Genomic DNA, 15,148 nt, shown 5'->3' with positions numbered 1-15,148 from the left:
TCAAACCGGCAGCAGCTCAGAATGGAAGCCTGTGCCGGAGCACACCACCTGGGTCGCAAGCTCGAGAAATTAGGCCACCAAGTAGGCCTCTTGCCCAGCATAGTATGTGAAGCCATACCTCAAGGGCCACAAAATGACTTCCGTGATGCCGAAGCCATCGCAGAGGCGGCGCAACGCCCGACCATGCGCTTCGTCCCGTTGAAATCGGCCGAGCAACTTGACTTGCAGGCGCTGCACAGAGTTCGCAGTCGATTGGTGACGCAGAGAACGGCGGTCATCAATCAAATCCGAGGTTTTTTGCTTCAGCGAGGGCTGGCAGTTCGGCAGGGAACGGCAGCACTCCGATTGGGACTTCCACAGATTCTCTCGATGCTCTAGGATAACCTGCCGACTCGAGTGGTTCGGCTCATTCAGGACTTGGCCGAGGGCAGGCGCTTTCTCGAGCGGCCGGTCGTATCGATCACAAAGGAAATTGACGAACTCGCTGATCAAGACACACACTGTCGCCGCCTGATAAATGCGCCGGGTGTCGGACCAATCATCTCAAGTGCAATGATCGCCGCGGTCGGAACTGGTGATGCCTTCCATCAGGGTCGCGACTTAGCGCGCATGGCTTGGCATCGTACCGAAACAAATCTCGACTGGCGATCGAACCATTCTCGGCCGCATATCGACGCGTGGCAACCGGTACCTGCGAACGCTCTTCAAGGGGCCAGAGCCGTACTTCTGAGACGCCAGAGTTGGCCCAGGCATGGCTTCGGAGCCTGATTGGAAGCAGCATCCAAGCGGCTGCACTCGAATGCACTGGTTGTCGCCCTGGCCGCAAAACTCGCGCGCCTAGCCTGGAGCATGCTCGCAAAGGGCCGTGATTACGACGCCAACTTCACGGGCCACCCCGCGTGCCGGGAAGGAAGAAGATCCACGATCCATCCCGAGACGCACAATATCCCGCCGAGGTTTGCGAGACGGAAAGGACGAATTGAGCAACGGTTGCACCGACATTTCTGAAGCCTGGTTCGACGCCATGGCCCTTCTTGAGGCCGACGAGTTATTGAGGACAGAAGTGGGCGGATATCGATAGTGGCTCGAGGCGAGAGCCTCAAATCGAAGCCGGATAGATTGGCGCAGACTGCTACATCCCTTTGTCGATTCCTCTCGCAACGCGGGCGTGGTCCATGGTTCGGGCGTCAGAGCCTCCATCGTCACCAACAACCGCCGTTCTCGCGGTGGCCTGTTCGTGCTGCAAGCCACGGCGCTACCCGATAACCCGCACGACTGTCACACCTTGCGGGACGTCATGGACCGCACCGAGACACTCACCGGCTGCGCGATCGAGCGGGCCTATGTCGACAAGGGATACCGCGGCCACGACGCACAAAATCCCCGACCGAATCTCCATCTCCGGCCCAAGCGCGGCGTCTTCGGTGTCATCAAGCGCGAGCTGCGCCGCCGCTCCGCCATCGACCCCATCATCGGACACCTGAAGGCCGATGGTCACCTCGCCCGCTGCTACCTCAAAGGCCGCGCCGGCGATGCGGCTAACGTCATCCTCTCGGCCGTCGGCCACAACTTCCGCCGCATCCTCGCCTGGCTCAGAGAACTCTGTGCCTCATCCTGCTCCAGCTATGGCGCACGTTCCGCCGTCCCGCCCCGCTCAATTCGCCTTCTCAACGGACGGCTGTTTAGCTCCTAAAAGGAAAACTTTCGCCTTCGCCATTGACTGCAAGCGCCTGAGTTAGGCAATTTTGAAAACCTTTGAACGCTCTAGGTACCCCTCAGTCCGGGAAGCGTTCGCGCAGTTTGATTTTCGAGAACTTACCAGTGGACGTTCGCGGTATGGCATCGATGAGCTCGAAGCGATCGGGCAGCTGCCACTTCGCGAAGCTTCGCGCCAGCAAATATTGCTCGAACTCCTTTGTGTCCACCTGCTTACCGGGCTTGAGCACGACACAAGCGAGCGGCCTCTCGCTCCATTTCGCGTTAGGAATCGCAATCACCGCAGCTTCGGCGACTGCCGGATGCTCCATTAGCACGGTCTCAAGGTCCGTCGAACTGATCCACTCGCCTCCCGATTTGATCAAGTCTTTGGTCCGGTCGGTGATACGCACGAAGCCGAGCGGGTCGACCGAGCCAACATCTCCAGTGCGAAGCCAGCCGTCCTCGGTGAACTTGTCGCGGGTTACGGGTAGCTCGTGGTAGGAACTCGTGATGAAGGGTCCCCGTACCTGGATCTCGCCGACGCTCTTCCCATCCCACGGCTGTTCGCCTTCCTCGCCCCAAAGTCGCAGGTCCACAAGCGGCACGGGTACGCCGGCCATGGCAGCGCGCCGGTACTTCTCGTCGGCACCGGCGGCGCGCAATTCGGCCCGACCATACGATCTGGTGCAGACCGGTGAAGTCTCAGTCATGCCCCATCCTTGATCCAGCCATACGCCGCGCTCGTCGTAAGCGCGAATCAGAGACTCCGGCACCGCAGCGCCGCCTGTCATTGCGCGCATTGTCCTCGGCAACTTCCATCGACCCCGGTCGGGAGAGGCTTCGGATTGTGCCGCATCGAACCTCTGCATTAAGGTCATCCAGATCGTCGGCACACCGATGGCGAGCGTCGGCGGTTCGGTCTCCATCAGATCGAGAAGGTCATCGGCGTGCAAATGCGGCCCAGGGAACACCAGCTTCGCACCCAGGTTCACTGCGCCGTAAGGAATTCCCCAAGCGTTTACATGAAACATCGGCGTGATTGGCAACACGACGTCCGTGCTACGCAGACCCCAGAAGTCGCCAAGGCTCGCGACAAGCGTATGCAGAATCGTCGAACGGTGGGAATACACGACGCCTTTCGGACGGCCTGTCGTGCCGGACGTGTAACACATCGCGACCGGATCGCCTTCATCGTGCACCTCGTATTCGAAACTGTCAGGATTCGCGCGCTCCAGCAGGACCTCGTAGTCTTGCAATTCGGGCGAGACCGGCGGGCCGGAGAATGGAAACACGATCACTTGTTCGAAGTGGTGCATGTGCGCGAATTGATTATACAAAGGCAGCAGGACGTCATCGACGATCAGGAAGCGATCCCTGGCGTTGCCCGCGATCCAGCCAATCTCGTAGGGCGCCAGGCGCAGGTTGAGCGTATGCATCACCCCGCCCGCCGCGGGGATGCCGAAGTAGCACTCCAGGTGAGCATGGTGGTTCCAGCACAGCGTCGCGACGCGGTCACCTTTCTCTAGACCAAGCCCCCGCAGCGCCGACGCAAGCGAGCGCGTGCGTCGATAGAACTCGCCATAAGTGTGGCGGCGAAGGCTCTTGTCAGGCATGCGCGAGACGATCTCGTTTGCGGCGAAGATTTTTCCGGCCCGCTCCAGCAGGTGATTGAGCGAGAGCGGCACATCCATCATGGTGCTTTGCAATGTCTGTCTCCCTCTCTGGTCAACGAAACTGCGGTGATACGACATTCTAGACGCTATACGCCCCGCGCGCCGCTGCGGGAACGACGCATCGGAGGCGCGAGTTCATCCCGGCCTTGGGTGGAGGCACTGAGCCGAGGGACTCGGCGACATTGCGCACATTGGTGCTGTAGTGGAAGGAGCGGCTCGCACTCCTGCCTGAGGGTATGATCGCGATTGGTGCTCGCGCTACTACCTGATTTCAGAGTGATCGCTGGAGGTCCTGCAGACCACAATCTAGATATTCCATATCGAGCATCTCAGGCGACCTCGAACAGACCGGCAGCTCCCATGCCGCCTTCGACGAATATCGTTACCACCAAATACTTCACACCGCGGCGCTTGCCCTCCATGAGTTCATAGCCCACCGGTCGGGCGCCGGTCATGCCAGAGGGAGGGCCGATTGAGATGCTTCCCTGCATTGACATTGTAGATGGCGGGGTCGATCCCGAGATCGTCCCGGCAGTAAATAGCCTGACAAGCAAAAGCATCGTTGAGCTCCCGACGTCATCAATATTTTGCCATGCAGCTTTATCAGCTTCGGATCGCCTAGATTGGATCAATCCCATTGGGGACACCCGGCGACCGCGATGCCACGGCGGCTTCCGAGCGGCTCTATGCCACGCCTCTCGGCGAGCGATCGCTCCATCCAACGCAGGGGCGGAGAGCTGGCTTGCGTTACCGCGCGTGACGACTCCCCCTCCATCAAGGGCTTAAGCCCTCGAAATGTCTCGAACGTCGATCCGGCCGATTTCCTTCGTCCGCAGTGAGAATGACCGTTATATAGCTTGTCTCACCTGTCGGCTTGTCCTTCAGCACGCGGTCGTAAGAGAACGATTTCGTCATCAAGTCGCCTGGATTCCTGGGCTGCCGCAGTACGCTGTTAGGACCGCAGGGCGTACTGATCCTGGGCCTCGCGGCTGACTTTGTATTTTTTGAGATGAATTCGGCGGTCCAAACGAAGTAATGCCTTCGACCTTTTGCGGCACCATGATACGGGGCCGACCGATCATGAGTACTTCTGGACAGACGAAGAGGCGGCGAAGGGAACATGGGTTCAATGGTCTGGGCGAGACTTCTACAGGGAGACCGGCGGCGATTACGCTGAGGCGAGCAACATTCATGCTCGCGGCGTCGGCGGCGCTCGCGACTTGATGCTATTGAAAGCGCCTCGCTGGCGGCCATAATGCATTTGAGAGTTTACTGGGCATCCACTAACCGAACTGTTTTCCTCATGCACGACCGTAAAATGATCCATCGTACTTTTGACCTCAGATAGTCCGATCCGGTCCGCTATAAGAGCCGGCCCACTCTGGTAATCGGGAAAGCCGTATCCAGCGGTCCACACAGTGTCGGCGAGATCCCCTCGTCAACAATCTGGAGCCCTCATTGATGAGCGTGTACACTGGCCGCCAGCTGATTTCCTGATCTGTGACGTCGTCGCGGCTCGCAATTCCATGCTCCCGTGCCAGATCCAGCGAGCGTCGGTCGGAAGATCCTGAATGCGCGCCGCAGCGCGTCAGCGAAGCACAAACGCCCTCAACGCTCGCGCGATACTGCTCAAATGTAGTTATTCGCGGGCCTCCAGCCGTTTACCTTTCCCGAACGGCAGATTCACAACTGTTTCAACAGCACGCACGATTGCACCGAGCGCCGAATAGTCCGCCTTCCTTGCTGCCCTAAAGCATGATGGCATTAGCTTCGATAGTCTGAGTTTTTGAGGTGGTTGGGCATTCCTCTGAGGTGAAGACATCGAGTGCATGGCCAATTGCAGCGCAGATGGCGTCGACGGTTCGCGCGGCAGCTTTGCGGACCAAGTGCTTAAGCTTGGAAAAGACCTGTTCGATGGGGTTCAGGTCTGGCGAGTATTTTGGCAGGAAGAAGAGTTTGGCGCCGGCCGGACGGATGAGCTGGCGAACCACTTTGCTCCTGTGGCTACCGAGATTGTCCAATACGACGATGTCATCGGGCTGAAGGGGTGGCAGGAGAACCTTCTCGACATAGGTACGGAAGCTTACGCCATCGATCGGCCCCTCGATGAACCATGGCGCATCGATCCGGTCATGGCGCAGGGCCGCCAGGAAGGTCATGGTCTTCCAGCGGCCATGGGGGACTTTCGTGTGAAGTCTGCTCCCGCGCGGCGCCCATCCCCGCAAGGGGGCCATATCGGTCTTAGTCCAAGTCTCGTCGATGAAGACCAGCCGTTCAGCTTTGACGCGATCTTGATACTTTGCCCACTGGGCTCGCCGCCGCGCAACCTCGGGACGATCACGTTCGCCAGCCGCCACGCTTTTTTTGAAGTTGAACTTCTCGGCATGCACGAAGCCCCATACCGAGTGATAATCGACTTTCAGGCCGCACCCGGCGAGCTCAGAAACGAGATCGCGTATGGTGAAATCGCCGTCCTTGATCCGCTGCGACAACCAAACTGCGTGCTCACCCGAAATTGCCTTTGGCTTGTAGCCGCCGATCTGGCCAGGCTCGACACTGCCGGTCTCATCAAGCCGCTTCATCCAGCCGATGGCCGTGCTGATTGCCACCCCAAACTGCTCGGCGGCCTGATTGCGGGACATCCCGCCCTCGATCGCGGCCACAACACGCTTGCGAAGATCAAGAGAGTACGGCTTGCCCATCCATACTGGCCTCCGTCCAGCCAGTAAGGTGAATCAGAAATCGACTGATTTGGGAATCCCAAATCGATTCAGACTAAACCCATCCCGCTTTAGCTACCGCTTCCGCGAAGGGCCTGCGTTGTCGCTGTGTGGGCCGTAATCTGCAAGGCGCTTAAGCGCCGCAGCGGCCTGTTCGCCTCGACCGGAGCGTTCGGCCGTTACGACACCGAGCGCACGCGGCTCTCCTTCCGCGATCTCATTGATAATGCCTGCGGCGAGCGCATCATTTGAGACCTACTGGTGGGTACGGATCAGATTGAACGCGTGCGACATTCCGGCCAGACGAGGAAGGCGCTGCGTGCCTTAGGGGCCGGGGAGCAGGCCACGCCTGACTTCCGAAAAGCCGAAAAGCGCGTCCGCGGCGCCAGACGATAGTGGCAGGCCATCGCAAGTTCCAGGTCCGCCGCCGGACGTGTCATGCAGCGTTGCAACAACCAGGCATCGCGGTGCATCCAGCCTCGTAAGCAGCGAGCATCAAACGCCGCAGATTCAAAGCTGGCGATGTCACCACTCGCAACGAAAGTGCGTCCTTCGCAATTAAATGACGAGTGCTCTCGCTTTGGCAGTGGTCTCAAAGGTCTGGCGAGCGCACCGCGCAGGCCTACACAACTCGGGCGCGATGGCGTGGACTGGAGGATTGGAGATGCTCACCAGACCGATGCCATTATGGTTGTCATAGCTGAGGGCGTTTACGGACGTTCTCTCGCTCGTTCTGTTGGATTCTGGGCAGGTCAAAGGCGAGCTTCCGGCATCGGATCGCCCGATAATCAGATCGCGGCGGGTATGACGTTGCTGGGGCATCGATGGACGAGACGACAGTCGCTCGTGGGGCGCCGCGTTCTGACGGTAGAGCTGCGGATTTGCGTCACTTCACCTTCCACGGGCAGCGTCTCACCGGCGAAGGTCATCGACTTCATCCTGAACGACAGTCGCGCGACGAAGGCTCGCGGCCCGGCCCGATCTATGACGGCACGCGCGAACAGTGCACCGAAAGTCTGCCCGTCAATGACAACATCCGGTAGTTTCATGGCCCGGGCGAACTCGATATCATAGTGGACGCGGCGCCGGTCTCAGGTGGTGGCTCCTAGTCGGCCTGATCATGCTTTTCCAATCGGCTGGTAGAAGACCGTCTCGTGGTTGATGGCCATCATCTCGCCCGTTGCGTCCCTGTAACGGACAACGGCCGCGCGATAATGGCACCGCGGCATGACCTGCGGCACCTCTGCCAGCGGACCTGTCATGACCGTGATCTGCCATCAGGCGAACTGGATATCAGTCATGCTCCTCAAAGATAAGGCCGTCCAGAGCGGCGAGCCGGCGCAAGTGATGGCTGGCATCGCCGAACAGCGTGTCGATCATGCTGACGCGCTTGAAATAGTGCCCGATGCGGTACTCCATCGTCATGCCGACGCCGCCATGGAGCTGGATGGACTCACAGCCGATCGTCTTTGCCGACTGGCCGATCTGCGCCTTTGCCGCTGACATCGCCCGCTCCCGCGCGGCCTGGTCATTTGCGCCCGCCATCATCGTGGCGTACATTGCCATGGAGCGCGATTGCTCCAGTTCGACGAACATGTCGACGCCCCGGTGCTGCAGCGCCTGGAACGAGCCGATTGTCGCGCCGAACTGCCTGCGCGTCTTCAAATAGGCAAGGGTGATCACCTGCATTTCAGCGAAGCAGCCGATCGCTTCAGCGCAAAGAGCCGCAACGGCCTCGTCTGCTACTCGAGCGATGACCGGAGAGGCGCTCGCCGGATGGCCAATAACGTGGTCTGCTTCGACCCGCACGTTATCCATCGTGATTTCGGCTGCACGTAACCCATCCTGGGTCTGATAGCCGCGGCGCGTGACGCCAGGTGCATTGCCTTCTATCAGGAATAGCCCGACCCCGTCCTTATCGCGCGCTGTACCGGCCGTCCGCGCCGACACGACGATCTTGTCGGCTGCAGCGCCGTGGAGCACGAGGCTTTTGATGCCGTTGAGTGTCCACCCGTCACCATCCTTCTCCGCCCGCGTCTCAACGTCAGAGAGGTCGTAGCGGGACTGCGGCTCGGCACAGGCGAATGCGAGCTTCAAACGGCCTTCTGCGATCGCCGGGATCAGTCCAGCCAGTTGCGCTTCGCTCGCTCCGTGTCGCAGAACGCCGCCGGCAAGTACCACGGTTGCGAAATAGGGTTCGAGGATCAGCGCCCTGCCAAATGCCTCCATGACGATCATCGACTCGACCGCGGTGCCGCCGAACCCGCCGTACTGCTCGGGAAAGGGCAGCGCCAGAAGCCCGAGCTCGGCATAGCGCGTCCACATCCTCTCGCTGAAGCCCGGGCCCTCGTCCTGGTACTTCCGTCGCTCGTCGAACCCGTAGCTGTCGAGCATCAGCCGCTCGACGCTTTCCTTCAGAAGCCGTTGCTCCTCGGAGAGATCAAAGTCCATGTCACGAATGCTCCTGAAAACAATGCTGTCCCCGTTGCCGTCCCGCGCTTTGCATAGCGACCCCCTTCCCCGCGTTCGCGAACTGATGTGCGAGCGTCAGAGGCCGAGGACCGCCCTTGCGATGATGTTCTTCTGGATCTCATCGGAACCACCATAAATCGATACTTTTCGCGCATTGAAATAGGCGGGTGCGATCGTCGCGGCCCAGTCAGGACCAATCGGCGGCCGATCCGTAAGTTGAAAACTCTCCTCCGGCTCGTACGGCAGGGCATAAGGACCGACCACGTCCATCAGAAGCTCCGACGTCGCCTGCTGGATCTCCGCTCCCTTGATCTTGAGAATGGAGCTTGCTGGATCCTGTGTGCCTTTCTGCCGTTTCGATTCGTTTGCGAGCACGCGAAGCTGCGTGATCTCGAGCGCCTTCAGCCGGATCTCGACTGCGGCGAGCTTTTCGCGGAAGTGGGCCTGGTCGATCAGCCGCCCGCCTCCGGCACGAACGCGTGAGGCGAGGTCCTTGATGCGCCGGATGCGCTCCTTGGAAACCCCGACGGCGGCGATGTGGAAGCGCTCATTGCCGAGCAGATATTTCGCATAGTCCCAGCCACGGTTCTCGTCACCAACAAGATTCTCGGCCGGCACCCGCACGTCCTCAAAGAAGACTTCATTGACTTCGTGGCTGCCGTCAATCAGCTGGATCGGACGAACGGTGATACCGGGCGACTTCATATCGATCAGGAGGAATGAAATGCCCTTTTGCTTCTTCGCCTTCGGATCCGTCCTCACCAGACAGAAAATCCAGTCGGCATATTGTGCGTGCGTTGTCCAGGTCTTCTGGCCGTTGACGACGTAGTGGTCGCCGTGATGCACAGCCCGCGTCGTGAGCGAAGCGAGATCGGAGCCGGACCCGGGCTCGGAGAAGCCCTGGCACCACCAGTCCTCCAGCGTGACGATGCGCGGCAGGAAGCGCTTCTTCTGGGCATCGTTACCGAAAGTATAGATGACCGGTCCCACCATGTTCACGCCGAAGGCGAGCGGGGCCGGCGCCGGCGTCTGGCTCATCTCTTCGGTAAAAATGTACTGCTTGACCGCGCTCCAGCCGGTGCCGCCATGTTCGACCGGCCAATGCGGCACGCCCCAACCCTTGTCAGCAAGTATCCGGGTCCAGCGCACCATATCGTTCTTGCTCGGGTGAATTCCCGCGACAAGCTTTTCGCGAATATCAACCGGAACGGCGGCGCGGAAGAATGCCCGGACCGTATTACGGAAGAACAGTTCGTCGGCAGTTAAGTTCAGATCCATCATTGCTGCCTTGTTAAAGGGTTTCTTGAAAGATACCTGCAGCACCCGTTCTGCCTCCGATTACATTCCGATCGGATACCTTGCAGCATCCAGGCCTGCCTTGCCCTTTGCAGAGTTTTCGGCCGACATAGATATCGCCTGCCGAAATCGCTTCGATGTTGGCAGTAATCAGGGGGCCAACAACGTAGTCACGACAAGAATGATCATTGGGGCGGCGACTCCGTCAAGGGAATGGCGCCTGCGCGCGCACTTGCGAACCCGACACTGATCTGCAGCCCGATCAACACAAGACGCGACGCAATTCTCTTGGTGAAACAGCCGCGTCAAATCGCGAACACCGCACCTGGTTGCCGAGCAAGGACCTTCTGAAGCGCAACGATCGAATGCTCTGTGCACCAAATCCCAGCTTCTGAGCTCTCGTCCCGCAATCCGATCGCCAGTGCTCCGTCGATGATCACCAGTCAGAAAGCCGTAAATGGTCACCCACATCCCTTCAGCGCAAGCAGATTGTCCTTCCAGATGCCATCCGCGTGGGTTTGCAGAAATTTATTACCAGCAGCGCTCGTACGCACGCCGACCCAGGCTGTCGCACCACCTTCCGCCGTGTAGAAGCGGTGCGCGCCCTCCTCGATGAACCGCACTACGTTCGGAACAGTATCCTTCCAACGCCCTCAGCTGTCAGGCCTGGGACCTCCCACGTGCGTGATGTGCTCGTGCGGGCTGTTACGGTCCGGCTTATTCACACAATCAATCCTGTAGTCAGCCATTGCTTGTCCTCTTTCATGAACACCCGTCCGAAACACCGGGCTACCGATTTCCATGCGGTCACTGGATTACAGTGCTCCGGGCTGAATGGCGGGGCCTCGACTTTGAGCTGCAAACCGTTTACGGCGCCGCCTGGACAGGCTGTCCCGTCCATCGAAATGCACAGCCACGCATTGCTGCCCTCCCTTCCCAAAGCCTCAACATCAACGAAAGGGCGGCAGCGCGCCTGATCCAGCCGCCCCGCTCGACCACCGCGCCGGACAATCGCCCGACGCAGCAGTGTCTCGATTCGGCGAGCATCGGCCCAGAACAGCTGAATGCTTCGCGAGCGCGCCCAACGGGACAAAGAATCAGGACGCAGCAGCTGGACAGAGAAAGTCGTGATGGCGGGGAGACATATCATCCGATGCATTCGCCGGGCTCTCGCTTGGAAGGCCATTGATTTCGTGCCGCGCCGCCGTTCGATTTCAGGCCGCGCACAATTTGTGTCTGCATCTCAGCTAGTCGAGCTCGACGACCCGTCAAAGGGACAGGTCTGCACGTAACGTACAGACCCGTTTCTTGTCTTGTGAGCTGTATCGCAAATGCATCGATTTCGTCCGATACGGACCAACTGAACTCCTCCGGCCGCTTGTCTCCTCCAAAGGGAACTCGCGCGCAAGCATGTCAGTCACGCGCTGCTCCGTTCCCCAGAAGCACTGGCCGTTGCTCTGCGCGAGTGGATTGTCGAGCGAGCCGGACTGATGCAGCGCCTGCCTTCGCGCAAAGAGACGCGTGCGAGCGGCTGCGTAAAGTCCTGTGACTTCGCCGAATCCTCATAGTCCAGTCCGATGGCGCCGGCCAGCCGATCGGCCTCGTCATCCAGATATTCTCATGAGAGAGCAGCAGCATCGAGCTGCCGGGCTCATGAAGAAGATATCGCGCGCATCGAGTGGCCAACTCGCCACAACTCAACATACGCAGTCACGAGTCAACGTCGCCATGCCACTCCACTATAATCGCCTCGCGCCGAGATCCTTAGCAGCCGACCTTCGCGGTCATCTTCCTCGCGCTGGTATCATCCAGCTACAATGTCATGAGGATGGGTATGTACGGCCGGGCCAACGTAGACCGTTTTGGAATCAGAGACGTTAGGCAAAGCTGCTGCGCGAAATATCATACAACGAACAGCCTGCAGGGGCGCAACCTCTTTATGATAACTTGTTATCACATTCTTGAAGAAAACTGGGGATGTACAGTGAACCCGCCAGCCACTTCATTATCTCTGTGGGACGGATCGCATCGCCGGCGCGAACGCCGACTGCGGCGGATGGAATGCTCCCACGGCTCTTCACTACCTGAGAAACACTCACTAGTTGGCTAGGTCTGGCCTCGTCTCCCTCAGCGCCTCCGCCAAAGACACTTCGAAGATGTCAATGCCCTGGTTTAGCGTCTCCAGATCGATCGTGAGCGCAGGCAAGAACTTTATGACCTGATCAATGGGCCCGCATCGCTCGAGCATCAACCCTTTCTCGAAGGCCTTGCGGGTCGTCGCCTCCGCAATTTCCGCTCTTTGGCAATCAAATCCAAATGCCATGCCTCGTCCTCGAACGGCAAAACTGCCTGCATCCCAGGATGCAATGGCCTCAAGCCGGCTCCGCACAATTTCTCCCATACGCTGCACTTCCTCCGCGAACGTTTTGCTGCGCCAGTAACTGTTGATGGCCGCGGTGGCAGATACAAGCGCAAGGTTGTTTCCCCGGAACGTGCCCGTGTGTTCTCCTGGCCTCCACGCGTCGCGCTCCTCCTTGATCAACAACATCGATAGTGGCAGGCCATACCCGCTTAGTGATTTCGACATGACGACAAGATCCGGCGAAAGCCCTGCGAACTCAAAGCTGAAGAACTCGCCCGTGCGGCCGCAACCCATCTGGACATCATCAACTATGAAGAGCGCACCAACATCTCTCGCTATGGCCTGAACCGATTGCAACCACTCTTTGCTAGCAACATTTATCCCCCCTTCTCCCTGCACAGTTTCGACGAGAATGGCGGCCGGAGCATCGACACCACTGCTCCCATCCAACAACACCTTACGTAGGTAGTCTGCCGTATCAAGGGCAGGTCCAAGATAGCCGTCATAGGGCATGAAGGTTGCGTCGGCCAAGGAGACGCCACTGGCCCTTCGATAGAAAAGATTGCCCGTGGCGGCCATCGCCCCCAGACTCATGCCATGATATCCACGGGTGAATGAAATGACGTTCTTACGTCCCGTGATCTTGCGCGAAAGCTTGAGTGCCGCCTCGACGGCATTGGCACCTGTTGGCCCCGTGAACTGGAAACGGTAGCGCAACCCCCGTTCGCGAAGTATGGCAGAATTAAAGGTCTCCATAAATTCGCGCTTCGCAGGAGTGGCCATGTCAAGCCCGTGGACGACGGCATCGGATGCCAGATACTCGGTGATGGCAGCTTTGATCAGGTGATTGTTGTGACCGTAGTTCAGAGCCCCTGCACCAGAGAGAAAGTCAATGACCTTCCTGCCATTGTCTGTCAGCATGAGGGATCCACGCGCCCGGGTAAAAATGGCCGGTAGCGACAATGGGTATGAGCGCACATTCGACTCCAGGGCTTCGAAAGCCCGCATGCCACATGGTTCGCCAATCACTCGACCCAAGATCGCCTCCGCAAAACAAGGACGCTCGCGCGGCTTTCTCGAGCTGCGGACACAGGGCAGCCGAACGCCTGCACATCTGGCAAGACTTATGTTGCGTGAAGCGTGTCTCCCGGATCACTCAGATATATGAGCCGCAGGAACAACCAACCTGCCAATACTGGTAGTTGGTTGCGTCAGAACGTTCAATTGTGTTCTGTCACATAAACGCGCTGTGTCCCTCGAAAAACTCCGGTCCCGGCGCCAAAATAACGACTGTCCGAAATATGAGATCTAGCGCCGTAGACACGCGGCTAGTGGCGATAGTCAACGTGGAAAGTATTGAAGGCGGAGCATTTTTTGCCCGGTCTTTGAAAATCACAGGAATGAGACTGCCCGCGGCTGCTAGATCTAACGGCCGCCTCTATCTGAAGAGGACAACGAGCCTTGTTAAGGATCAGATTATGATGGACTCGTCTGTTTGCGAGAATTTGGAAACGCGACACGTGGTCACGGTTGACAGGCCGATCCAGATACCAACGATGCGCAGTCCCATCTTCAAACCAAGCAGGTAACTGAGAGAGAAGCCAATCAGCCGGTAAGCGATCCCAATGAAGAGGAGCGGCACCCATTCCACGAAGACTTCCCGTCGCAATGAGCTGCGCGCCATCCGTGATAAAAAAGCTCGCACCGATCAAAAGTAGTTTTCCGGCCAGTCCGATTGTCGCCTCGGCATCGTCCTGCGATTCATTCAGGAACAATCCGGCAATCTCAAAATGCGCGGCGATCATGGCGAGCGTCAGTATCGCGGCGATCACGACACCAAGCAGAATTGGAGCCAGACCTGCGCGCTTGACGCCGGAAGGGTCGTGGCGGCCAACCGCATGGCCGACACGCACGGACGCCGCTATGCTGATACCGAAAGAAATCATGGACAGGATCGTGGGCACCTGAAGAGCGATCTGATGAGCAGCGAGTGCGCTGGTACTGATCAGGCCTGCCAGGAGCGCCGCTGCCGAGAACACCCCACGCCCATCAACGAGGCGATCGAGATCGGAGCTCCAATCACAACCAGTTGCCGCATGACGCGCCAACCAAATTGCAAAACATGTGCAAGTAGGTTGTAGTCACGGAAAGGAGGACGCATTATCCCGAACCACAGAATGGCTAGGAACGTCACACAGTTCACCAAGGTGGTCGCGAGCCCGGCCCCGAACAACTCAAGACGGGGCAACCCGAGCTTCCCGTTTATCAGCAACCAGGCTAGAAGAGCATTGACGGGAATCGCCGCGAGCGTGATCCACAAATCGGGCTCAGGCCGGTTGACCGCGCCCATGAAACCGCGGAGACCTAGAAAACCCGGGATCGGCGTCACGCCCCAGGTCAGTCCGAACAGATATTGCTGGGCGAGCCGCGCCGTATCGGGCGCTTGGCCGAAGGCCAGCAGTACTGGCTCTCCGCGCGACGCAAACGCCATGATCGGTAACGACAGTGTCATCGCCGCTCACAATCCCATGCGCACCGAGCGGCGTACCACAGCGAGATTATCTGCCCCAAACGCCTGTGCCGCCAATGATGCAATTGGCGCCAGCAGACCCGAGCCGAAGGTAAACGCGAGGACATTGATTCTGCTGGCCAGCGCTGCCGCGGCCACCGCCTCCGCACCGGGGTACCCGATGAACGCGAGATATGTTGTCATCATGACGATCTGGGCAATCTGGGTCAGCCTTATCGGCCATGCCAGCTTTGCTGTCTCGCTGAGCTCGACAGCGACGTGCGGATCATCCGTCTTATTCGTAAAAGCGAGACGGAGAACGGCTTTATTTCGGCTATCTTATGCATGGAAATTAATGCTGCCCGGTTTGCCTCATACCTTTTCCCGGCCTTGAATTCGAGGGTTGTTGCGATACTCG

At 58.8% G+C, this 15,148-nt stretch carries 11 protein-coding genes and 3 pseudogenes; 5 read left to right on the top strand and 9 right to left on the bottom strand.

Annotated elements, in window-relative coordinates; genetic code table 11:
* The 3 genes and pseudogenes from XI06_RS43845 to XI06_RS16180 form a co-directional block, all read left to right on the top strand.
* Nucleotides 1–378: IS110 family transposase (locus tag XI06_RS43845; protein WP_442869454.1), on the top strand; the 378-nt coding region annotated here is incomplete at its 5' end.
* Between the two features lie 241 nt (nucleotides 379–619).
* Nucleotides 620–730 (top strand): transposase, encoded by a 111-nt coding sequence (locus XI06_RS43840; protein WP_442869455.1) that lies wholly within the window; start codon nucleotides 620–622, stop codon nucleotides 728–730.
* A gap of 453 nt (nucleotides 731–1,183) precedes the next feature.
* Nucleotides 1,184–1,686 (top strand): annotated as a pseudogene (locus XI06_RS16180) (IS5/IS1182 family transposase); the annotation flags it as partial.
* An 89-nt stretch (nucleotides 1,687–1,775) separates the two neighbouring features.
* On the opposite strand, the gene XI06_RS16175 reads toward XI06_RS16180, so the two are convergent.
* From XI06_RS16175 to XI06_RS16165, 3 genes are all read right to left on the bottom strand, one after another.
* Nucleotides 1,776–3,404 carry a long-chain fatty acid--CoA ligase gene (locus tag XI06_RS16175; protein WP_271605874.1) on the bottom strand — a complete coding sequence of 543 codons (1,629 nt, stop codon included), beginning with the start codon at nucleotides 3,402–3,404 and terminating at the stop codon, nucleotides 1,776–1,778.
* Between the two features lie 296 nt (nucleotides 3,405–3,700).
* Nucleotides 3,701–3,931, bottom strand: coding sequence for a hypothetical protein (locus tag XI06_RS16170; RefSeq protein ID WP_271605873.1), 231 nt, complete (start codon nucleotides 3,929–3,931; stop codon nucleotides 3,701–3,703).
* Between the two features lie 1,188 nt (nucleotides 3,932–5,119).
* Nucleotides 5,120–6,073: an IS630 family transposase gene (locus XI06_RS16165; RefSeq protein ID WP_271605872.1), complete on the bottom strand. Its 954-nt coding sequence runs from the start codon at nucleotides 6,071–6,073 to the stop codon at nucleotides 5,120–5,122.
* Nucleotides 6,074–6,199: 126 nt separating this feature from the next.
* Between XI06_RS16165 and XI06_RS16160 the strand changes: the two genes are divergently transcribed.
* Nucleotides 6,200–6,343, top strand: coding sequence for a hypothetical protein (locus XI06_RS16160; RefSeq protein ID WP_271605871.1), 144 nt, complete (start codon nucleotides 6,200–6,202; stop codon nucleotides 6,341–6,343).
* Nucleotides 6,344–6,972: 629 nt separating this feature from the next.
* On the top strand, nucleotides 6,973–7,134 hold the full coding sequence (locus tag XI06_RS16155; RefSeq protein WP_271605870.1) for a hypothetical protein: 162 nt from the start codon (nucleotides 6,973–6,975) through the stop codon (nucleotides 7,132–7,134).
* A gap of 250 nt (nucleotides 7,135–7,384) precedes the next feature.
* Here XI06_RS16155 and XI06_RS16150 read toward each other — a convergent pair whose 3' ends face one another.
* The 6 genes and pseudogenes from XI06_RS16150 to XI06_RS43480 form a co-directional block, all read right to left on the bottom strand.
* Nucleotides 7,385–8,542, bottom strand: coding sequence for an acyl-CoA dehydrogenase family protein (locus tag XI06_RS16150; RefSeq protein ID WP_271605869.1), 1,158 nt, complete (start codon nucleotides 8,540–8,542; stop codon nucleotides 7,385–7,387).
* A 96-nt stretch (nucleotides 8,543–8,638) separates the two neighbouring features.
* Entirely contained in the window at nucleotides 8,639–9,841 is a 1,203-nt protein-coding gene (gene pimC, locus XI06_RS16145; RefSeq protein WP_271605877.1) for a pimeloyl-CoA dehydrogenase large subunit, read from the bottom strand.
* Nucleotides 9,842–10,320: 479 nt separating this feature from the next.
* Nucleotides 10,321–10,608: pseudogene (locus tag XI06_RS16140) on the bottom strand (DUF3892 domain-containing protein).
* Between the two features lie 1,349 nt (nucleotides 10,609–11,957).
* A complete protein-coding gene (ectB, locus tag XI06_RS16135; RefSeq protein WP_271605868.1) occupies nucleotides 11,958–13,229 on the bottom strand; it encodes a diaminobutyrate--2-oxoglutarate transaminase in 1,272 nt (423 codons plus the stop codon).
* Between the two features lie 320 nt (nucleotides 13,230–13,549).
* Nucleotides 13,550–14,185: an MATE family efflux transporter gene (locus XI06_RS43485; protein WP_333909339.1), complete on the bottom strand. Its 636-nt coding sequence runs from the start codon at nucleotides 14,183–14,185 to the stop codon at nucleotides 13,550–13,552.
* Nucleotides 14,186–14,226: 41 nt separating this feature from the next.
* Nucleotides 14,227–14,961: pseudogene (locus tag XI06_RS43480) on the bottom strand (MATE family efflux transporter).
* Nucleotides 14,962–15,148 lie beyond the last annotated feature (187 nt).

This window comes from Bradyrhizobium sp. CCBAU 11434 (genome assembly GCF_028128895.1).
Lineage (GTDB): Bacteria > Pseudomonadota > Alphaproteobacteria > Rhizobiales > Xanthobacteraceae > Bradyrhizobium > Bradyrhizobium zhengyangense.
This window is presented reverse-complemented; position numbering and strand designations above follow the sequence as displayed.